Below are 21599 nucleotides of genomic sequence, written 5' to 3' on the forward strand. Positions count from 1 at the left end.
GAAGGCCGCGATCAGATCGCGAGCGCGGTCAGCTCTGCGATGCGGGCGCGTAGCCGCTCCAGGTCGCCGCCCGGCGCCACCGCCGGTTCCTGGACGTCGGCGAGCGCGGCGTGCGGCGGCACGGCCGTGGGGAGGATGACTTCGTCGTCGCCCAGAACGATGCCCCGGCTGTTGAGCGCGGGACTGAACTTCATCAACGTCAGCCTGCTGACCGGTCCCGCGCACAGCCGTTCGATCGCCGCCGTCAGCTCGTCCGGCTGGATGAGCGGCGCCTGCGCTGCGACCACCGCGCCCGGCTCTCCCTCGGTGGGTGCGTTGTTGAAGCAGTAGCCCAGGTTCAGCACCTTGCCGACAGCGCCGTACCGGCGTTGCACCGTCAGTGCGAACGAGTCGAGGAACGTGCAGGCGGCCGCGTAGTTCGCCTGCTTGATGGCTTTGAGGTAGGAGTTGATCGAGGACAGGAACAGTGCGAAATCGAGCGAGTCACCGCCGAACACCTGCATGCACCGCACACTCGCGTCGACCTTGCCGCGCAGCACGTCCTCGAACTGCGCCTCGCTCATCCGGGCCAGGCTCGCCCCCGAGAACACCAGGCCCGAGTGGATGACGCCGTGCACCGCGCCGAACCGTCGTACGATCTCGTCCTTCGCCACGCGCAGGGACGCGAGGTCGGTGGCGTCGGCCCGCAGGTACAGCGGCGCGGGCCCGTCCGCGCCGGTTGCCTGAGCGAGAGCGGCTTCGACTCGCGCGTCCTGCGGCCTGCGTCCGAGCCACACCACCTGGGCCTGGTACCGGCGGATCATGTACTCGCTGATGACCGTGCCCAGGGCACCGGCCCCGCCGATGATGACGTACGTGCCGCCCTGCCGCAGCCGCGACGACGTCGACGAGGCTGGCTGTACGGTCATCAGCCGCTGCTCGTACCAGCGGCCGTCGCGGTGGATACGCAGGTCGCCGTCCGGGTCCGCGGCCAGGTCGAGCACCGCGGCGAGAGAGGGCGCGTCGTAGTCCTGGACGTCCGCCACCCGCACCCGCCAGTTGGGGTACTCCTTCGCGGTCGACCCCGCCAGGCCGGCCACGCCGGCGTGCGCCGGGTCGACGACCTCGGCCTCATGGACGGCGTGCGCCCGCTCGGTGATCAGGGTCAGGCCCAGTGAGCGATCGCCGTACCCTGCGGACAGCAGAGCTTTCACCGTGCGGAAGGCATGCAGCGAGCCGCTGGACTGGCCCTCGACGACGCTCGCACCGGACCGGTCGTCCACGGCGCCGGGCGCCACCCAGATCAGATGGTCGAGGTCCGGGAGGGACCGGACGGACGTCTCCAGGTCGTCGTGCGTACTCAGCGACGGGTCTACGACCACGTGCGCGCCGGGCAGGAGCGCGAGGAGTACGTCCCGCGCCTGACCTGGCGAGGCGATGATGCCCACTGCTTCGGAACTCTGCGGCCACGTCGCGGATTGCGTCCGCTGAAGGGGATCCCACACCGGCATCAGCGTGGCGACGCCGTCCGCCGGGTCCGGCGTCCGCTCGGCTCGACGGCCTGCGATGCCCCTCAGCCGCAGGCACACCGTGCCGTCGCCGGTCGCGAGGTCGATGTCGATCCGGTCCGCGCCGCGCGCGTCCTCGGCGCGGCGGATCAGGGCCCACATGGTGGTCGCGCCGGGGGCGAGGAATTCGGCCGACTTGATGCTGTACACAAGGCCGACCCGATCGTCGCCGTCGAGCAACCGCATGCACTGCATCGCCGAGTCCACCAGCGCCGGGTGCGGGACGGGGCCCTCCATGGTTCCTGACGCCGTGCTGGGCAGCCGCAGTTCGGCGAGCACCGCGTTCTCGCTGCGGTGGGCTGCCACGACCCCCTGGAACGTGGGGCCGTAGGCGATGCCGCGATCCCGCCACTCGGCGTAGAACCGCAGGGGGTCGAACTCCGCGGACGGGAAATCCCGGAGCAGCGCGGGCAGATCGAGCGCCTGTGCAGACGTCGGCTCCGCGGCGGACACCTCGCCTTGACAGTGGAGAACGGGCTCGTCTCCGGCGGACTCCGTGGAGGACACCATGAACCGGGTGACGTCGCCGTCCGCGCGAAGAGCCACCCGCAGTGCGCGCGGCACCCCCGACACCGACAGGGGGCGCAAGAAGACGATGTCGTGCAAGCGAACCGCGTCGCTCGCAGTGCGCCTCGCCGCTGCTGCGGCCCACTGCAGATACATGGCCCCCGGGGCGATCCCGGTCCCCCGCACCTGATGTTCACGCAGGTAGAACTCGTCGCCGGTGAGGACCCGCCCGTCGCGCCGCGGCCCGTCGTCCGCCGCCGCGCGGATCGGCAGCGCGTAGCGTTCCCGCTCGAAGGGGTAGCCGGGCAGCGGAACGCGGCGGTAGCGGCTGTCGCGGAACAACTCGGCGAAATCCGGTGCCTCACCGTCAAGGAACTGTTGGGCGAGTGCCTGCGCCCTGGAGTCCGCGCTCCGCACCGGAATGTCCTGCCCGGAGAGCCAGGTGGTGCACTGGCTTTCCAGGTCTGCGATGTCCCGGACCACACGCGCCCATCGATGCCGCAGGTGCTTGCGGCCGAGCAGAAGTGTGTGGCTCACGTCGCCGACATCGAGGTCCGGGTGCTCGCGGCAGTGGCGCGCGAGCCGGACCACCTGTTCGCGCAAGGCGTGCTCCGTCGCCGCCGACAGCGCGATCAACCGGGCTCCGTCCTGCCTGCTCCGCGGCGGCGGGGGCGGCTGCGACGGCTGCGACGGCATTTCGATGACAGCGTGGGCGTTGGTTCCGCTCGCGCCGAGCGACGTGACCGCGGCGCGCCGCTTGCCCCCTTCGGGCACGGCCCACCGCCTCGGCTCCCTGTGCACGAAGAACGGGCTGCCGACCAACGTGACACTGGAGTTCGTCGCGGTGTGGTGGGGCAGACCGGGGATCACCTCGTGCCTCATGGCCAGCAGTGCCTTGATGACGCCGATCACCCCGGCCGCGGCCTGCGCGTGGCCGACGGATGCTTTCGTCGAGCCGAGCGAGCAGAACCGCTCGGCGTCCGTGAAGCCGCGGAAGGCGCGATCGAGCGCCCGGAATTCCACCGGATCGCCGAGCTTGGTTCCGGTGCCGTGGGCCTCGACCAACCCGATCCCCGCGGGGTCGATGTCGAAGTCCTGATAGATCTGCCGGATCAGCCGTTCCTGCGAGGTCCCGTTCGGCGCGGCGATCCCGTTCGTCGTGCCGTTGTGGTTGATCCCGATTCCACTAATCACCCCGTGGATGTGGTCGCCGTCCGCCTCGGCGTCCGAGAGCCGTTTGAGGATCAGCGCGCCGACTCCCTCGGCGGGCACGAATCCGTCGGCCGCCTGGTCGAACGGACGGCACCGGCCCGTGGGGGAAAGCATCCCGGCCCGCGACGCCGCCAGATACAGCCGCGGCGAGTTCTGGACGTAGACCCCGCCCGCGATCGCCGTGGTGACCTCGCCCGCCCACAGCGCCTGACACGCCAGGTAGAGGGAGACCAACGAGCTGGAGCATGCGGTGTCGACCGCGATCGCCGGCCCGTGCAGGTCCAGGTAGTACGCGATGCGGGACGGCACGAGCGAGTTCATGTTGCCCCACAGTGCCTGGCCCGGGTAGTCGGACGGCCCCGTCAAGTCCAGGTAGTCGCCCGCGGCGCAGCCCACGTAGATGCCGCACCGGTCGCGGTCGAGCGACTCGCCCGCGTGGCCCGCGTCCTCGAGCGCCCGCCACGCTTCCTGGAGGAACAGCCGCTGCTGCGGCTCCATGTAGAGGGCCTCCGCACCGGAGATCCCGAAGAAGAGCGGGTCGAACTCGTCGACGCCGTCCAGGAGACCGCCGTCCAGGCACACGCTGCCCAGCGACGCGAGGTCCCAGCGGGACACCTTCGAAACAGCGTCCCGGCCGGAGGCCAGCAGGTCCCAGAACTCGTCGGCATCCCGGGCGCCCGGGAACCGGCCGCTCATACCGACGATCGCGACGGGCTCCCGGCCACGGCCCGACGGCTCGGACACCGCGGGCGGCTCGGACACCGCAGATGGCCTCGACACCAGGGAAGGCCCGGCACTCACGGACGGCTCGGACTCCGCAGACAGCCCGGAACCCACGGAGGAGCCAGTCACCACAGACGGCCCGGACACCGCGCCCACGATGGCGGCGCCTTCCTCCTCGACGATGAAACGCGTCAGCCGCCTGATCGACGGGTTCTCGAACAGCACGCTCGGATCGAGGTCCGTGCTCAGCGAGTCGTTGAGCCGGTCCACCAGGGAGACGCCGGTGAGCGAGTCCAGTCCGTAGTCGGCGAAGGGCTTGTCGGCCGCGAGTTCATCCGCGGTCAGCTTCAGCGTTTCGGCGAGGATCCGCTCGACGCTCGCGCGGACGTGCTCCTCGGTCGAAACGGGTGCGGCAGGCCGCGGATCGCGGCGCGGTACGGGCGAACCGGCGCGCGCAAGGAGTACCTGCTGGCCCAGGGCGCGGGCGGGCTCCGCCAACAGTTCGACCGTGTCGAACCCACACTCCCGCAACACGTCGCGCCACGAGTCCGAGGACAGCGCCGGTCCGCCCTGGATACGCCTTCCGTCCGTGAACCGCCACCACCCTTCGAGGAGCCCGAAGGTCAGGTGCGACCACCAGTCGTTCCGGGCGAGTTCGTTCAGTACGAGGACTCCGCCGGGCCGCAGCAGTGCTCTGGCATGACGCACTGCCCGCACGATGTCCTCGGTGGCGTGCAGGACATTGTTGGCGATGACGATGTCGTAGGCGCCCACGGTGAGTCCCTGTGCGCCGGGCTCCCGCTCCACGTCGAAGGTCGTGAAGGACACGTACGGCACCTGGCCGGCGAACCGCCGCTCCGCGTCGATCAGGAACGCCTTCGAAACGTCCGTATAGCGGTACTCAGCGAGGTCGTGGCCCCTCAGCTGGGCGAAAACACGCTCGCTGGTGCTGCCGGTGCCCGCTCCGATCTCCAGCAGCCGGGCCCCGCCGCGGCGGGCGGCCACCTCCGCGCGCACCGCGCCGGCCGTCACGTCGTTGAAGTAGTCGGCCGTCGCGTTCCCCCGGTACGCCGGTTCGACCAGCTCGAACGAGCCGCCCGGGAACATGACCGCCGTGGCCTTCGTCCGCCCGGACAGGATCGCGGGCAAGGCCTCGACCATGCGCTCGGTCAGGCCGGTCTTGGCCGCCAGCTCCGGATCTCCGGCACGGACGTCCTTCCACGCACGCCAGGCGCGCCACGCCTGTTCGAGGCCTGGCGCACTCTTCCTGGGCGCCACGCATTCGCCCTCACGCACGAGTTCTCCGTGGCTCAGCAGCACGGTCACCGTATGGTCGAGCCACGGGGCGAAGGACGGCGTGATGATCCTCTGCCCGATCAGGTCGCGACGAACCGGCGCGTCGAAGAGTCCCGCCGCCACGAGCTGTGCGAGTACGAGCGGGCGCGAAAGGCTGTCCATCTCGTCCGTGGCGGACGCGCGACCGGCCAGGAACGTCTCGACGCTCTCGGGCCTGGCCGCGGCCACGAGCAGCAATTCAGCGTCGAGCGGGTCGGTGGCCCGAGGGACCGACACCGCCTCGGCAGTGGGCCAATACCGTTTCGCAGCGAACGGATACGTCGGCAGGCTCACCCGCACCGGTGGATTCGCGCCGTGGTAAGCGTCCCACGCGACGTCGATGCCGTTCACCCACAGGGGCGCGATCTTGTCCCACTCCCCTTGTTCGAGCCACCCAGCTGCCAGGTCTCGCAGCTCCCCGGGGTGATCGAAGAGGCCGAGCAGCGGGTCTTCAGGCCGCCGGGCCGTGCCTTCGAACACCGTTCCGCGCGGCCCGCGCTCGACGTAGTCCTGAAGGAATGCCATCAGCTCGTCGACGTCGTTCACGACGAAAGCCACTCGTTCGGCCATCGCCCGCCGCCCGACCTGCAGCGTGTACGCGAGCGACGCCAGATCGCCCTGCGCGTCCCGGTATCCCGGCAGGAACTCCAGGAGCTGCCGCGCGAGGACGCCGAGCCGCTCCCCGTCGCGGGCCGAGAGAACCACCGCTTGGGGGCCGTGGCGTCCGGCGGCCCGCGCACCGGTCGGCGCCTGTTCCAGTACCGCGTGCGCGTTGGTGCCGCCGATCCCGAAGGAGCTCAGTCCCGCCCGCGCGGGCTCGTCGCCGTCCAACGGCAGGTTCCGGTCGGCCACGAAGAACGGCGACTCGTCCCAGTCGATCTCCGAACTCGACACGTCGCAGTGCAGGGTCCGCGGAACCTCTCCGTGCCGCAGGGCCAGGGCCACCTTGATGAGGCCGGCGATCCCCGCGGCCGCGTCCAGGTGCCCGATGTTGCTCTTGACCGAGCCGATGCCGCAGTACTGGCTGCGTGCCGTGTAGTGGCGGTAGGCCTGGGTCAGAGCCGCGACCTCGATGGGATCGCCGAGCCTCGTGCCCGTGCCGTGCGCTTCGACGTAGCGGATCGTCGACGGGTCCGTGCCCGCCTTGTCCAGCGCCTTGCGGATCACCTCGGCCTGGCCGCGCACACCGGGCGCGTAGAACCCTGCTTTGTCGCCGCCGTCGTTGTTCACCGCGACGCCGCGGATCAGGCAGTACAGGTGATCGCCGGCAGCGATCGCCTCGCTGGCGCGCTTGAGGACGACCACGCCGACACCCTCACCGCCGGACATGCCGTCGGCGCCGTCGGCGAACGCGCGGCTGCGCCCGTCGCTCGAGAAGTTCAGGCCCGGCTGGTGCACGTATCCCAGTTCCCCCGCGGAGAACAGGCTGGCCGCGCCGACGATCGCCTGGTCGACATCGCCGGCCAGGAGTCCCTGACAGGCGACGTGCACCGCGCTCAGCGCAGAAGAGCAGTTGGTGCTCACCGCCATGCTGGGGCCACGCAGGCCCAGCTTGGTGGAAATCATGGCGGGCACCGTGCCGCCTTGGGCGAACAGCCACGCGGCGTAGGTCTCAGCGCTCGCCAGGACCCGCGGGCCCGACGCGTTCGCCATCAGGGCCGGGAGCAGGGCCTGGTAGAAGTTCGTGCTCGTGGACGTGGTGACGCTGGTCTCGGGAACGTCCTCCGGGCGGTAGCCGGCGTCCTCCAGCGCCTGCCACGCGTGCTGCAACAGCAAGCGCGCCTGCGGGTCCATGAACTCCGCGTCGCGGGGGGAGATGTCGAAGAACGCCGCGTCGAACTCCGCCCTGCCGTCCACGACCGACCGCTGCGGCACGTATCCGGGTCGGGTGATCAGCTCCTCCGGCACTCCGAGCGCCCGCAGTTCCTCCACCGACCACGACGTGCCGCCGCCGCGTCCTTCCACGAGCGCGGACCAGAATGCACGGTGGTCCATGGCTCCGGGGAACCGGCAGGAGATTCCGATCACCGCGATCGCGTCATCGAGCGAGGCGTCGCTGGCCGCCGGAGTGGCAGGGCGCGGATCAGGTTGCCGCTCGGGCTCGACCGGCTGCGCCGCAGGTGCCTGCCCGGCGGGCAGCAGCCCCGTCAGGTGTCGGGCCATCGCCGCGACGGAGGGGTGCGCGAAAACGCTGGTGGGCCGCAACGAGCAGCCGAACTCGCGGTTGATCCGCGCCGCCGCTTCGATGGCCGCGAACGAGTCACCGCCGATGTCGAAGAAGCCCGCGGCACGATCGATGTCACGCGAGCCGAGCACCTCTTCGAAGATCCCGCGCACGGTCCGCTCGATGTCGAGCGCGGCCACCGGCCTTTCGGCGGCCGGGAGCGGCACCGTCCGGGCGGCCTCGGTCAGCTTCGCCCGGTCGACCTTGCCGTGCGCCGTGAGCGGGAAGGCGTCCAGGGCCACGAATGCGGCGGGCAGCATGTAGGCGGGGAGGGCCTTGGCGAGTTCCGCGCGCAGCAGCGCGGTGTCGACCGGTGCGTTGCCGTTCCCGGTGTAGTAGGCCGTGAGCCTGTCCGACAGGCCGACATGTTCGAGCAGGACGACGCTTCGGTCGATCCCCGGTTGGGCATTGAGCACCGTCTCGATCTCACCGGGTTCGATGCGATGGCCGCGCAGTTTGACCTGGTTGTCCATCCGGCCCAGGACGGCGATTTCGCCGTTCGGCAGTCGGCGCGCGCGGTCACCGGTCCGGTACAGCCGTCCGGGCCCGAAGGGGTTGGCCAGGAAGCGCTCGGCCGTCAACTCCGGCTTGCGGTGGTAGCCCAGGGCGAGTCCGTCGCCCGCGATGTGAAGCTCGCCGGTCACGCCGACAGGCAGGGGGCTCAGGTTCTGGTCGAGGACGTACAGCTGGGTGTTCGCGATGGGGCTGCCGATGGTCACCGGCTCCTCACGGCGCAGCCGCTTGGCCGCTGACCAGATGGTCGTCTCCGTGGGCCCGTACAGGTTCCAGGCCTCGCCGCGCGCCACGAGTTGGTCCTTCAGGCCGTCGGGCAACGCCTCGCCGCCGCACAACACCCTGACGCCCTCGGTGTTCTGCCACCCGACGCGCACCAGCATGGCCCAGGTCGCCGGAGTGGCCTGCATGATGGTGGGCCGCCAGTCGGCGACCTTGTCGGCCAGCAACGTGGCATCGGCGGCCGTGGCCGATGCACAGACGCAGACCTGCCCGCCGGTGATCAGCGGGAGGTAGAGCTCCAGGGCGGCGATGTCGAAGCTGTGCGTGGTGACGGCCAACAGCCGGTCGTCGGACGTCACTTCCAGCGTGTGCGCCATGGCCAGCATGAAATTGGTCAGCGCCGTGTGCGGAACGACGACGCCCTTGGGCTTCCCCGTGCTGCCCGAGGTGTAGATGATGTAGGCGGCAGCAGGTGTCGAGGCTCGCCGGTCCGGCGCGTCGGCGGTCGTCTCCCCCGCCGCTGCGTCTGCCTCTGTCTTTGCCTGGGCGACCTGATCATCCTGGCGGTCTGTCGGGTACAGCCTCGCCTTCGGCGTCCCCACGGCGGCCAGCCTGTCCCTCACCGCCTCATGGCAGACGACGAGTTGCGCGCCGCTGTCCTCAAGCATGTAGGAGAGGCGTTCGGCCGGCAGTCGGCCGTCCAGGGGCAGGTACACCGCGCCGAGCCTCATGACGGTGAGGAGGGCCACGACAAGGTCGAGCGACCGTTCGTAGCAGACCCCTACGACGTCCCCGGGGCCGACGCCTTGACGCGTCAGCGCCTGGGCAAGGGCCGAGCTGCAGTCCGCGAGTTCGCGGTAGGTGAGAGTCCGCTCCCCGCAGGTGACCGCCGGGGCGTCCGGGTTCGCCTCCGCCTGCTCCGCGAAGAGGTCCCAGCACGTCCGATGTGTGGGGAAGTCGGCCTCGGTGCCGTTCCATGCCTCGATGACGAGGCGCCGTTCGTCGCCGTCGAGCAGGTTCAGCCTGCCTATCGGCGACCGTCCGTCCGAGTCGAGGACGCTGTCCACCAGGGTGGCGAGGTGTGCTGCCATGCCCGCGACGGCGTGGGCCGAGAAGGCGTCGGGGTGGTACTTCCAGTTCACCAGGAACCCGTCACCGGGAGCCACGTCCACCGTGAGGTCGTACTCACCCAGCTGATGCACCCCGTCGACCAGCTCGAAGTCCGTCTCACCGGTGGCGCGGGCCCGCTCGCCCAGGTATCCGGAGAGAGCGGAATCCTGATAGTTGTACACGATCTGGTAGAGAGGCGAACGTGGATTCACGCCCCGAGCACCGAGATCGTCCACGATCCGGCGGAACGGGTAGGTCCCGTGCTCCAGTACTTCGAGCACCGTGGACTGGACGCGCCGGGCGAACGACGTGAACTCCTCGGCAGCGTTCGGCCTGCTCCGGACGGGCAGGGTGTTGACGAAGCAGCCGACGATCGGGTCGAAGCGTTCCGTCGGGCGCCCGGCCACTGGCATCCCGATGACGAGGTCCTCGCTTCCGGTGTACCGGTGCAGCAGCGTCAGGAAGGCCGCCAGGAAGAAGATCCCCGGGCTGATCTCATGCGAAGCGGCGAAGGCCGCGATGGCGGCAGCCTGCTCTTTCGGCAGCCGGCTGGTGTGCACCTCGCCCACATGAGGCGCGTCCTGCTCCAGAGTCACCTGCGTGGGCAGCCCTGTGAGGACGTCCGCCCCGGCGAGCTCCCGCACCCAGAACTCCCGGTCCTCCTCGGCGCGTTCGTCGGCGAGTACGTCCCGCTCCCACGCGACGAACTCACCGAATGAGGCGGAGCCCACCTCGATCGGCACGTCCCGCCCGTCGACCCGCGCCCGGTACGAACTGAACAGCGTGTCGATGACGAGACGCCCCGACACCCCATCGATCACAAGGTGATGAACGACCAGCAGAACGTACGCCTCGGACGCGGAGCGACGCAGGACAGTCAGCCTGGTCAAGGGATCACCGGCCAGGTCGAACGGCCGCCTAGCGCTTTCCTTTAACAACTCCATCATTCGGCCGGACGGCACATCGGAAACGTCCACGTACTCGACGAAGAAACGGTCCGCGTCTCCGTGGGACAGACGCGGTCCGTCATCTGTCTCGCGCACCATGGCCGAGAGAAGCGGATGCCGGGAAAGCGTGTCGCGGAATGCAGCCTGAAGCGCAGCGGTATCTACGTCCGCAAACGAAAAGCACACGGGAACGTTGTACGCATACGTCTCCGGCTCCATCTTGGCAATCGCCCACAGGCCGCGCTGCCCCTCGGACAAAGGAATGTCCACGCGTCTGTCGAGCTCGGCAAGGACCCCCGTCGTCGACAACTCACCGTCGGCATACATGCGGGCGAGCGCACGTAGGCTCATGACTGACTCCTTTCCGCCACGCCGCCCAGGCATAACGCCGCGGCAGAAGATCGCGAGCGAACGTAAGGACTCTGCCCAAGCTCGCGCGGAGCGGGCTTCCAGTTGTCTTGCAACTCCCGCTCGTGCACCCCGCCGACTATGACCGTTCCTTGATCATCGTGGTCGGACATCGCGTCCCTGTGCCAGGCCACGCCGCCGAGCGGCTCCAGCGGCGGCACCGGCTCCGGATTCCGGGTACCGAAGATCAATCGGTGTGGTGATGCGACGTACGGCGCCCCGACCAGATCCCACGCGGTGGTGTCGAACGACTCGGGACGGCCTGACCCCTTCAGCACGCCCACCAGCGGGTCGGCCAGGTCGTAGGACCAGCCGTGCTGGGTACAGGTGCAATTGCGGATCGAGCTGGAATCGGCGCGGCACACCAGGGAGCCAGAGTAGGGGCACGCGTCGAGGCAGGCGCGGATCCGGGCAAACACGCGGCCCCACCCCTGTCGGCAGAGTTCCGCGTCGGTGAACACGGCACGGCCCACCAGTCCCCCCTCGGCGTCGACGAACCCCGGAGGGGTCGATCGAACGCGACATCTCGGCCGGGCGCTTGAGGCCTGCACGCGGCAGCGAACAGCAGGCGCCCACGGATGTGGCCGTCGGCGTCATGGCAATCAGTATGACCCGCGGACCGTTGCGCGTTCACACGTTCTTTCCCCTGTGGGGCACATCACTTTTCGGTCAGCGCGGAGTACGTGATGCGTGTTGCCGCCGTGAGTCAGCGCCTGGCCGTTCCACTTGTCGGCCTCCTGCCGACCGAGGAGGCCTCGTCGGCGGCCTCGATCACGACATCGACGAGTACCGCCCGAGAGAAGAGCCCGCGGTGGAACGTTACGACACCGCGTCGGCGCCTGGCCTGTTCGTGTCCTCGATGACTTTCCACGACACGCTCGTTGCCGAAGCGCACAGCCCGACCACCAGCCGCCCGCCCCACCACGAACTGGAGGAACTCCTCTATAACCGGCGACAGTTATTGCCCCTCCAGCTTCTGCGGGAACCACCTCGATTTGCCCGCGCACTATGCGAGGAGGAATCCTCCCCCGGCGCCGAGCGACCGAGACGCTGGCGAACGTACGCAAGCACGCTCAGACCTCAGTGGTGTGCGTGCACTTGGACTACAGCGGCAGAGACTCCTTGAAGATCAGCGACGACGGCGCGGGCTTCAATGCCGAGAACGCACAGGCCGGCCGGTAGCTCACCGACACTGCTTGCTGGGCATCCTGTACGTCCTCTGCAATGACATAGCCTGGCAACTCCTGCCGCTGGAGCTGAGGTTCGGCTCCGGGCAGACCTGCTGGCGACGCTTGGAACGTTGGCAGCAGGCAGGGGTCTTCGACCAGCTGCACCGGATCCTGCTGGCCGAACCGAATGCGGCCGGCCGGCCGCCTCGACTGGTCGAGGGCCTGCGTGGACGGTTCTCACATCCGCGCGAAAAAAGGGGGGGCGCCGACACCGGTCCGTCGCCGGTCGACCGGCGGAAGACGGGCAGCAAACACCACTTGATCTGCGACGGACGCGGCACTCCGCTCAAGGTCATCACGACCGCGGCAAACGATAACGACGTCACCCAGACCCTCGCCCTGGTCGACGGCATCCCGCCCGTCGCGGGCCGCCCCGGCCGTCCCCGCACACGCCCCGAGGCCGTACTCGGCGACAAGGGCTACGACTCCAACGCCAACCGCGACGAGCTGCGCAAACGCCGGATCCTGCCGGTCATCTCTCGCCAAGGTGCCCCGAACATTCAGGGCATGGGCAAGCTCCGCAACGTCGTCGAGCAGACCTTCGCCCTGCTCCACCACTTCAAACGACTCACCCTCCGCTGGGAACGACGCACCGCACTCCACGACGCCTTCGCATCCCCGGCCTGCAGCCTCATCTGCTGGAGACGTTTCAACAGGCCCGTCTCATGACGGTTCAGAAAGGCAGCGGTTCGGCGTCCAGTGACTCGGTGCATCCCAGGGCCCACCGTCCGGGAACGGTCTCGCAGATCGCCTCCAGGTCGGCCCGCGCCCGGCCCCGAATAGTCGGGCAGTGCGACCCGCTGGAAACGTTCGGGCACCGCACCAAGCAGGTCCGCCGGCAGCTCGCACGCGTTGTACGGCCGACCTCCACCGCCGAACCGCGCCTCGCTGAGTACAAGCTCGACGCATGCCAGTGACACCCGGAACGACACCGCCCGACCGTTCAAGTGGACCAAGACAGCCGACCAGATCATCGACCGCATCTGCCGCTACTGCACACGAATCTCCGGACCGGCTCACTAGGAGTCAGTCAGTCGTGCAGCCCCTTCCGCGTCTTCTCCACGACGTGGACCCCGCGTTCCGGCAGCGGCGTCTTCCACGACGCGAACGCCGCCTTGATCGCCTTCGCGAGGACCGGGATGAAGCGGTCCGTGGACAGGCCGCCGGCCTTGTGGTCCGCGTGCATCGCGTTGATCACTGCTCGCTGGGCCACCGCCGGGAGATTGTTGTACGCGGACTGGAACATCCCCCGCGCATAGGGCGACCGGTCGTAGTGCGTCCGGAAGGCGTTCACGGCCCATCCCATGCGCTCCCTGGTGAACCTCGCGTTCATGCCCGCCAGATGTGCCTCCAGCCACCGAACGGAGACCGCGCATTCGGCGACGATCACCGCCTCGTCGAGCCCGGCCAGGTAGAAGCGCTCGGCCCAGCCGTCCCAGCGCAGCTCATCCCTGGTGGCGGCTCCGACAATCGCCTGCTGCGTGCTCTTGCCCCACCGGTACGTGCGGCCCCGGTCGACCTCGATCCCGAAGCGGCGGAACGCCTCGGGTCCCGCGTCGATCCACTTCTGGACCTTCCCGTGCTGCAGGGTGAGCTGCAGGAAGCCGATGCTGACCACCGCGCTGTCCCAGGTGTTGAGGGCTTGCACGGCCCCGCCGGTCTCCACCTGTGACACGCGTACGAAGGTGTCGAGGATGTCCTCGGACATGGTGACGACGCCGCGTCTGCGCAGGTCGTTGAGCGTTGCGGCGAGCGGGCGGTCCGCGGAGTACCGGGCCAGCCCGCGGGCCGTACGCGCGGCGCCCTCGCCGTGATACACGATCCGGTAGTCCTTGCTGGGCTGCCTGTCCCCGCCCAGCGGCGGCACGCCGGGCGCGGTCGCGGGCGGCGCGGCGGACGGGGGCGCGGAAGGGGCCGGAGTGGGTCCCGTAGCAGGTGCCGCCGGCCTCCCGGCGTCGAGCAGCCGCCGGAGCGCCGCCCACGTATCGGGGCCGACTATGCCGTCCTTCGCCATTCCGTGCTGCCCCTGCCACTGGGCGACCGCATGCGCGAAGCGCACTTCGTCCGCGGCCAGTTGCGAGTCGCCGAGCAGCCGCGCGACGGCGTCGATCCGGCCGCGCCAGCCGAGCCGTTCCCCGTACGAGCGGTTCAGCCGCATCGCCTTGGCCAGGGCGTCCGGGGGAAGCAGCCCGAAGAGCCGGAAGACCGAGCCGAGCCCGGAGGCACCGGCCCCGCCGGCCGCAGCACCGCCGCCGGGTGCCCGGACCTTGATCAGGGCGAAGTGCCCGCACCCGCCCTGCTTCGGCAGTACGAAGCCCTGCGCGTCCAGCCGGTACGTGCGCGCCTTCACCGACTGGCTGACATTGCCCCCGACCACCCGGACCGTCCGCCGGTCCAGGTCGACCGCGGTGACGATGTCGCCGTGCGTGCACCACCCGTGGCCGTTGTCGATGTTGTCGTACGTGGCGCCGTTGCACGGCTTGTTCGGGCCGCAGGGCCGGTCGGCGCACAGGATGTCGCCCGGTTCCGGCCGGGCACGTTCCAGCCGGTGCAGCCAGAACTCGCTGGTCGTGTCGCCCTGCGCGGTGCGGCGTTTGATGGCGCTGATGTAGCCGCGGTGGGCGCTGCTGCGCGGGAAGGTCGCGGCGCCGGCCTTCGCCATCACCCAGGAGACGAAGACCGCACTCCACGGCTCGTGCGCCTGCCACGCGATGCTCTGCAGATCCGCCGCGGCGACGGTGCGGCGCACGCCGGTGCGGTAGTAGTCCTGCAGCACCGCCGTCAGCTGCGGGTCGGTCTCCTTCCGGGCGCCGTCGCCCCACCGGTCGCACTCCTCCTCCGCGACCGCCGCGATACGGGTACCGAGGGCGGCGGCGGGCCGCGCCGGCTCCTCGCTCTCGCGGGCCGGGGCGGTGTCCGGTTCCTCGGCCGCGAAGGAGTCCGGCTCCTCGCCCGCGAAGTCGTCCGGGCCTTCGCCCTCCTCGGCGGCGTCTTCCAGCTCCGCCTCCCACTGGGCGACTTGCCACTCCGCCTCCGACACCGGCTCATCGGCGGCCTCGCCCGACTCCTGCTCGGCGGTCTCGACGGGATCGGCCTCGTACGACACAGGATCGGCCTCGTACGCCGAGGCCGCATACGACTCTGCCGCATAGGACTCGCCCGCGTACGCGTCACCCGCGTACGCCTCGCCCTCATACAACTCCCCCTCCGCCTGGAACGGCCCGCCGACCGACGCCGGCGGCACCGCCGCCCCCGCCGGCAGCTCCAGCGCGTCCTCGTCCGCGAAGGGCGACGGGACACCCGTTTCATACGGCATGGCCTGCTCCCCCCTACGGATTCGGGGCGACCTTCGGCGCCTTCAGATCCCGCCCGGTGGTGATCGACCAGTGCGTGATCACCTTCTGCACATCCGGAGTGATCAGCGGGTCGTTGAAGAGCACCGGGACGTTCGCCGCGTCGTCGAACGCCCGGGTCTCGATGTTGATCAGCAGCCGCGAGATCGCGTCGGCGATGTCGAAGAAGCTCTTCGACATCGCGTGCGCGGGTATCCGCACCCGCTCCGCGATACGGAACAGCCGCTGCTCGGGGCTGGTCGCCTCGGCGCGGAGCGAGCTCACGATCGGCGAGTTGAAGTCGAGTGTCAGATGGAACCACGCCATCGTCGAGATCGCCCAGAACTCCTCCCGGGAGAGGCTCGAGGCGAGCCTGCGCGTGGTGAGCATGTCGGACAGCCGCTCCGCCAGGTCCGCGATCTTTGCGTGGTCGGTGGGGTTGGGCCCGATGGTGTTGCGGACGTTGATGATGCCGATCCAGGTCTCGCGCAGGAACTCCTCGAAGATGGAGACGAATTGGGTGTTGGCGGCGGCCGGCTTCGGATACGGCTCCGCCGGGTGGGTGAGGTCCATGCCGAACATGCGGTAGTAGGCGTTGCGCCGGATGGAGTCGCCGTTCGGGCGGACAAAGCTCGTGAGGGCCGTGATGAAGAAGGGGGCCGACTCCCGGAAGAAGAGCTCCTCGGTGTTGCGCAGCCAGTGCTCGGCGCCGTTCGAGGGCACCCCCAGCTCCTCGCCCTCGCGGTAGAGGGTGACGACGCGGCGGAAGATCTCCATGAGCCGGGTGCTCTCGAGCATGTACGCGTAGCTGAGGTGCTCCCAGCGGACATAGCCGGGGCGGCAGTCGTCCGGAGAGGTGCTGGAGAAGACGCGCTGGTTGCGGTCGAAGCCTTCGAAGAGCCGCTGCAGCCGCTCGGGCAGGCCGGGGATGTCGCTGCGGTGGTCGGGGTGGCCGACCGGCTGGCTGAGGTCGTTGCGCTGGAAGGTCCAGGCCTGCTCCAGCAGGGAGGTCAGATCAATGGGGTGCAGCCGGAAGAGGAGCTCGGCGCCACCCGGGATCTGCCGGGTCAGTTGTCGGAACATCGCGGGCTCCTCGTCATTCGAAACTCTGGCCGCAGAGTGCGTCGTTCGCGTCCCGCGCGGCATCCAGCCCGTCGACGCCGGGGTTGCGGGCGGGACAGCTCACGTCGGGCAGGCACCACAGCTTGCGGTCGGCGTCCGGCGCTTGGGTGGTGGCCACCCGCAGGTCGTCGTGGATGCGCCGGTAGCGGTCGCGGATCCTCTGCAGCGGGTCGGGCGGTATCGGGCCGGGGTCGGTGGGCTGGTCCTCCCCCGAGCCGGTGGCGGTGGCGCGGTGCGCCTGCGCTGGTGGCTTCGCGGTAGTCCGGGACGCCTTTTCCTCGGGCATCTGGTGATCCCCCCTGGTCGTGGTGGGTCGGTCGGTTACGTCAGGCAGCTGGCGCCGCGCCTCCTCCGAGCCGCAGCAGCCAGGCCTCCTGTCCGGCGGCGGGCCCGGCCGCCGGCTCCGGTTCTGTCGCCGCCCGCCAGCCGGTGAGCGCCAGCAGCCGCAGGCCCTCGTTCCACAGCCAGTGCGGCGAGGTGTAGAGCGCGGGGCCGAGCCGGGCGGCCAGCTCCCGCAGGGCCTGCGGGGACACCCGCTGCGGCGGTACGAGCGCGGTCAGCGGGCGCCCCGCGAAGGCAGCGAGCGGCTCGTCGAGCACGGCGGCCGCAAGGGCGGGGAGCCGCGGCAGTGAGGCGGCGAGGAATTCGCGGGTCTCCGGGTCCGGGCAGTCGGCGAGCGGATACGCCGCGAGCCACTCCCGCTCCAGCGCGTTCCAGGGCCCCGGTCCGTAGGCGTGTCGGCACAGCGCCGTGTTGAGCGGTACGCGCAGCCAGGCGACCGGGTGCGGGTCGCCTGGCAGCAGCCGGAAGACGTACGCCGGGCCGCCGGAGAGCACGTCGTGCAGGTTGGCGACGGCGCCGAAGCCCGCGTGCGCGAAGGCGAAGACGTCGGCGGTGATCTCGGAGGCCCAGCCCGCCCACAGCGCGGCGACGTCGGGTCCCGCAGGGGCGGCGGCGCGGGCGAGGAGCGTGGCAGCCTCCTCGTTCCAGCCAGTCTGGAAGGCGACTTGGTGACCGCACTCGTGCAGGACGGAGGTCGGGCAGAGCAGGCTGTGCCGGGTGACCTTGATGGTGGCGGCCGGGCTCTCGGTGCTGCCGTCCCACAGCCGCAGTCCCGCCTTGAGGATCGCGGCGCCGACGCCGTTGTCGAGGTAGGTCAGCACCGCCGGTACGGGCTTGAGCAGCGGGTCGAGGACGGCCGCCATGCTGCGCTGGGCGAGGCTGTCGCAGGCCCGCAGCAGGGCGGCGATGTGCGGGCTGGTGCGGGTGTTCACGGCGTCGGCGTAGAACTCGATGCTGGTCTCGGCCCGTAGATAGCCCTGCCGGAATTCGAGCAAGCGGCGCCGGACGGCGTCGAGTTCGGCGGGCGAGTGGGCCGCGCGCAGGGCCGTACGCAGGATGTGCCCGCGGGTGCGCAGGCCGCTGACCGCCTCGGTCAGGGCGCGGCGCACCGCGACGCCGAGGTACTGCTCCAGGCCCGCCCAGGCGGCCGGCGCGGCGAGGTCGTCCAGGGCACCGAGCCGGTCGGCCGCCGCGGTCCAGTGGCCGAGCTGGCGGGCGAGCTGGGCCCGTGTGGCGTCAACGGCGGTGCGTTGCATGCCCGGCCGTCACGGAGACGTCCATGGCCGCGGGCGCCGCGGGGCGGCCGGGGCGCTCGGGTCGGCCGTCAAGGGCCGAGCGCACCCGGGCAAGCACGGGCACCGCCTTGAGCACGACCCGTACGGTCGCGCCGTCCTCCGGCGCCTCGGTGGCGGCGGTGAACGCCTCCCGGTGGTCCTTCAGCAGCGTGGCGAGCCCGCGGGTGAGCGCTTCCTCGACCGTCGCGGCGAGCCGGTTCAGCGCGCCCGCCGGCAGTGTGCGCAGCGCCGCGGCACCGGCGCCGGGCGGTACGGCGCCGTGGACGATGCGGAGCCGGTGGCCGGTGAGGGCGGCCCTGATCCGGCGGCGCAACGGCCGCATCAGCGGGGCCAGGAGCTGTCCGGCCTGCCGGCCTTGGCGCAGTCCGGCGGCGAGCCGCTGCGCCTCGGCTTCGGTGAGGTAGAGCTCGGTCCGCAGAGTGTCGTCGGTGCAGCCGAGGTTGATACGGACCCGGCCGGGGCGGGACGCGGGGGCGCGGGTGTGGCGGGCTGCGGGGGCGGGGGCCGCGACGGGCTGCGCCGCCAAGGCTCCGCCGGGGTCCGCCGCCGCGGCACCGCCCGCGTCCGCGGCCTCCAGGTAGTACAGCCGCTGCCCCACCCCGAGCAACTGCCCGTCCATGTAACGCGCTTCGGCCTCCTCCCCGAGGGCCGGCTCGCCGAGCAGCAGCGCGGCCGCATCCGGGGTCAGGGGGTGCAGCACGGGCGTCTCGGACAGCTCGCCTTCGGGGTCCTCCAGTCCTTCGCCGCGCATGATCGAGTCGAGCGTGGTGCCGGGCACCGCCTCGTAGAGATGCATGCGGGCGCGGACCGGCGCGCCGGGCGCGTATCCGAGCCTGGACCGCAGCGTGTCACCGAGATTGAGGCCGCAGAAGGTGCCGATGTGTGCCGCCTGGTACGGCGAGACCGTCACCCACGGGATGCGGGTGTACTTGCGGTAGCGGTGCCGGCCGCGCAGCGGCTTCGGCAGCCAGGCGCCGCGAAGGGTGAGGTCTTCGCGCAGCTCCGGGCGGTCCTGGTAGGTGGCCTCGGTGAGGATCTGCGGGAGGTTGCGGGCGGCGGCCTGCTCGAAGGCCTCCAGGACGAAGCCTTCGAGGAGGGTGTCGTCGGCGAGGATGTGCTCCGGCAGCGCGGCCACGCCGCGCACCGTGTCCTCCACGACGGACGCCATCGCCGCCCCCGCCGCCTGCCGTTCGTCCTCGGGGCCGGCTTCGAGGTGGATCAGGCGCAGCCCGGCGTCCACCAGCGCCCGGGACAGCGCCGCGGCGGCGGTCGGCCCGACGAACCGCCGGATGAGCGGCGCGACGAACTTGGCGAGGGTCTTCACCAGCACGGACCGCCCGCCGGTCAGCTTCAGCGCGAGCTTCAGCACCGGCAGCGCCGCGGGCAGGAACTGTTCCAGCTGCGGCGTCAGATCGGTGCCGTCCTCGGCCGCGCCGAGCTCGGCGATGAACCGCTCGCGAGCGCGGTCGAGTTCCGCGACGGGGTCGGGCCGGACGGCGGCCCGGTCCGCCTCCCGGGCGTACTCGGCGCCCAGCCGGTCCATGGCCGCCTCGGTGTCGGCGAACACCGTGTCGGCCGCGCGCATCCCGAACTCGGCCTGCAGCTCGCGGACATCACCGGTGGCATCGACCGTCTCCCGGTCGGTGTCGTCGCCGGTCTCGCTCTCGCCCGCGCCCAGCAGCGGCAGTCGCTCGGCGAGCTTCTGCGCGTACGGGCGCAGCCCCTCCGGCAGCCACTTGAGCCCGGCTGCGACCGCCTTGCGGAGCAGGGCGACGGCGATCGGCTTCAGTTTGGCCAGCAGCGGGCCGAGGGCGAGGTTCGCGACGACCTTGAGCCCGCGTTTGGCGAGGCCGACCGCGCCCTTGGCGACCTTCTTCAGCACGTTGCCGATGCCGAACAGGAACTCGAAGGAGGGCGATCCCGGCGGATGGCCGCCCGGCGGCGCGGCGAACGCCTCGAAGAGCGTGTCCACCTCGTTCTCGTCCATCGCGTGCAGCGCACGCTCGCCGCCCGCCTCGGCCACGGCATCTATGGCCGATTCCAACTCCCGCACAAGCGGGGCATAACGGTCATCCATCAACTGCCGCACAGCCACCAGATCGGTATAAACCGCCCCACCGTCCCCCGACTCGAGCTCCGCATGCTCCGCGGCGGCCTCACCGGCCAGCCGCAGCAGGGCGTCGTCGAGCCCCGGCTCGTAGAGTTCGGCGAGGAAGGCGGCGAACTCCTCGGCCTCCGGATCCACCGCCGGGTCCTCACCGTCGCGGAGATAGCTCCTGAGGAAGGGGCTCTCGTACGCCGCCGGGCCGGGCGGCGCCGACGCGGCCGGACTCTCCCCTTCGTCGGGCATCTCGAAGCTGTCGGCAGCAAGAAACGGGCTGCTGGAACCAGAGCCGAGCACGGACATGTGCAGCCACCCCCCGGGGGCGCCGATGGACTTGCCACCGCCGGACCCGTTCCGGAGGCTGGCTCATCGTTCTGCGGCCCGCCGAGCGAGGTCAACACGTCTTTCTGCGCATGCGGTGCGGCGGCAGCGAGAACTGGCCACACGATCACGGGCGCGGTTCCGGCCTGGCCGGTGTGCGGTCAGAGCTTGAAGACACGCCGCGCGATATCGACGGCCAGGTCCTGCAGTCCGTGCCGCACGAGCAGGCGCTGCTCAACATCGGGATCGTCAACAAGTACGGCATCGGCCCGGCGCTCAGGGGCTTCGCGTCACAGGTCACGAAGGCGTCGTGGAGTGCGGTGCGTCGTTCCCAGCGGAGGGTGAGTCGTTTGAAGTGGTGGAGCAGGGTGAAGGTCTGCTCGACGACGTAGCGGAGCTTGCCCATGCCCTGAATGTTCGGGGCACCTTGGCGAGAGATAACCGGCAGGATCCGGCGTTTGCGCAGCTCGTCGCGGTTGGCGTTGGAGTCGTAGCCCTTGTCACCGAGTACGGCCTCGGGGTGTCTGCGGGGACGGCCGGGGCGGCCCGCGACGGGCGGGATGCCGTCGACCAGGGCGAGGGTCTGGGTGACGTCGTTATCGTTTGCCGCGGTCGTGATGACCTTGAGCGGAGTGCCGCGTCCGTCGCAGATCGAGTGGTGTTTGCTGCCCGTCTTCCGCCGGTCGACCGGCGACGGACCGGTGTCGGCGCCCCCCCTTTTTTCGCGCGGATGTGAGAACCGTCCACGCAGGCCCTCGACCAGTCGAGGCGGCCGGCCGGCCGCATTCGGTTCGGCCAGCAGGATCCGGTGCAGCTGGTTGAAGACCCCTGCCTGCTGCCAACGTTCCAAGCGTCGCCAGCAGGTCTGCCCGGAGCCGAACCCCAGCTCCAGCGGCAGGAGTTGCCAGGCTATGTCGTTGCAGAGGACGTACAGGATGCCCAGCAAGCAGTGTCGGTGAGCTACCGGCCGTGGCCCCGGTGACTTCTCGGGCCAGGGTGGCAGCAGCGGCTCGAGCAGTGCCCACAAGCCGTCGTCCACGATCCACGGCCGAGTACTCACAGCATCACGAACGGCCGAATCGTCACACCGGTCACGCCCGGCCAGG

8 protein-coding genes and 1 pseudogene are annotated in these 21599 nt (G+C 70.5%); 1 reads left to right on the forward strand and 8 read right to left on the reverse strand.

Annotation, left to right across the window (positions count from 1 at the left end; translation table 11 throughout):
* Positions 1 to 11: 11 nt before the first annotated feature.
* Both CP982_RS01265 and CP982_RS01270 read right to left on the reverse strand, forming a co-directional pair.
* Complete coding sequence (locus CP982_RS01265; protein ID WP_150508736.1) at positions 12 to 10691, reverse strand: non-ribosomal peptide synthetase; 10680 nt, start codon at positions 10689 to 10691, stop codon at positions 12 to 14.
* Positions 10688 to 11209 (reverse strand): Rieske (2Fe-2S) protein, encoded by a 522-nt coding sequence (locus tag CP982_RS01270; RefSeq protein ID WP_150508737.1) that lies wholly within the window; start codon positions 11207 to 11209, stop codon positions 10688 to 10690. The genes CP982_RS01265 and CP982_RS01270 overlap by 4 nt, the downstream gene beginning before the upstream one ends.
* A 627-nt stretch (positions 11210 to 11836) precedes the next feature.
* On the opposite strand from CP982_RS01270, the gene CP982_RS01275 reads away from it, so the two are divergent.
* Positions 11837 to 12646, forward strand: a complete 810-nt coding sequence (locus tag CP982_RS01275; RefSeq protein WP_229879383.1) for an IS5 family transposase — start codon at positions 11837 to 11839, stop codon at positions 12644 to 12646.
* Positions 12647 to 13007: 361 nt separating this feature from the next.
* Here the strand turns inward: CP982_RS01275 and CP982_RS01285 are convergent, their stop codons facing one another.
* The 6 genes and pseudogenes from CP982_RS01285 to CP982_RS01310 all read right to left on the reverse strand — a co-directional run.
* A complete protein-coding gene (locus CP982_RS01285; RefSeq protein ID WP_150508738.1) occupies positions 13008 to 15293 on the reverse strand; it encodes a DUF2272 domain-containing protein in 2286 nt (761 codons plus the stop codon).
* A gap of 13 nt (positions 15294 to 15306) precedes the next feature.
* Complete coding sequence (locus CP982_RS01290; RefSeq protein WP_150508739.1) at positions 15307 to 16392, reverse strand: hypothetical protein; 1086 nt, start codon at positions 16390 to 16392, stop codon at positions 15307 to 15309.
* Between the two features lie 13 nt (positions 16393 to 16405).
* Positions 16406 to 16717, reverse strand: a complete 312-nt coding sequence (locus CP982_RS01295) for a hypothetical protein (protein WP_150508740.1) — start codon at positions 16715 to 16717, stop codon at positions 16406 to 16408.
* 40 nt (positions 16718 to 16757) lie between these two features.
* The gene (locus CP982_RS01300) at positions 16758 to 18029 is read right to left on the reverse strand and encodes a hypothetical protein (protein ID WP_150508741.1); all 1272 of its coding nucleotides are present in this window, start codon (positions 18027 to 18029) and stop codon (positions 16758 to 16760) included.
* The gene (locus CP982_RS01305; RefSeq protein WP_150508742.1) at positions 18010 to 20418 is read right to left on the reverse strand and encodes a hypothetical protein; all 2409 of its coding nucleotides are present in this window, start codon (positions 20416 to 20418) and stop codon (positions 18010 to 18012) included. Before CP982_RS01305 ends, CP982_RS01300 begins: the two co-directional genes overlap by 20 nt.
* Before the next feature lie 373 nt (positions 20419 to 20791).
* Positions 20792 to 21598, reverse strand: a pseudogene (locus tag CP982_RS01310) (IS5 family transposase); the annotation flags it as partial.
* Position 21599 lies beyond the last annotated feature (1 nt).

Source organism: Streptomyces spectabilis (genome assembly GCF_008704795.1).
Classification (GTDB): Bacteria; Actinomycetota; Actinomycetes; order Streptomycetales; family Streptomycetaceae; genus Streptomyces; species Streptomyces spectabilis.

Coding starts and splice junctions, on each gene's coding strand:
- CP982_RS01265 (WP_150508736.1), bottom strand. CDS start 10,691: ATGAGCCTACGTGCGCTCGCCCGCATGTATGCCGACGGTGAGTTGTCG.
- CP982_RS01305 (WP_150508742.1), bottom strand. CDS start 20,418: ATGCCCGACGAAGGGGAGAGTCCGGCCGCGTCGGCGCCGCCCGGCCCG.
- CP982_RS01300 (WP_150508741.1), bottom strand. CDS start 18,029: ATGCAACGCACCGCCGTTGACGCCACACGGGCCCAGCTCGCCCGCCAG.
- CP982_RS01285 (WP_150508738.1), bottom strand. CDS start 15,293: ATGCCGTATGAAACGGGTGTCCCGTCGCCCTTCGCGGACGAGGACGCG.
- CP982_RS01295 (WP_150508740.1), bottom strand. CDS start 16,717: ATGCCCGAGGAAAAGGCGTCCCGGACTACCGCGAAGCCACCAGCGCAG.
- CP982_RS01290 (WP_150508739.1), bottom strand. CDS start 16,392: ATGTTCCGACAACTGACCCGGCAGATCCCGGGTGGCGCCGAGCTCCTC.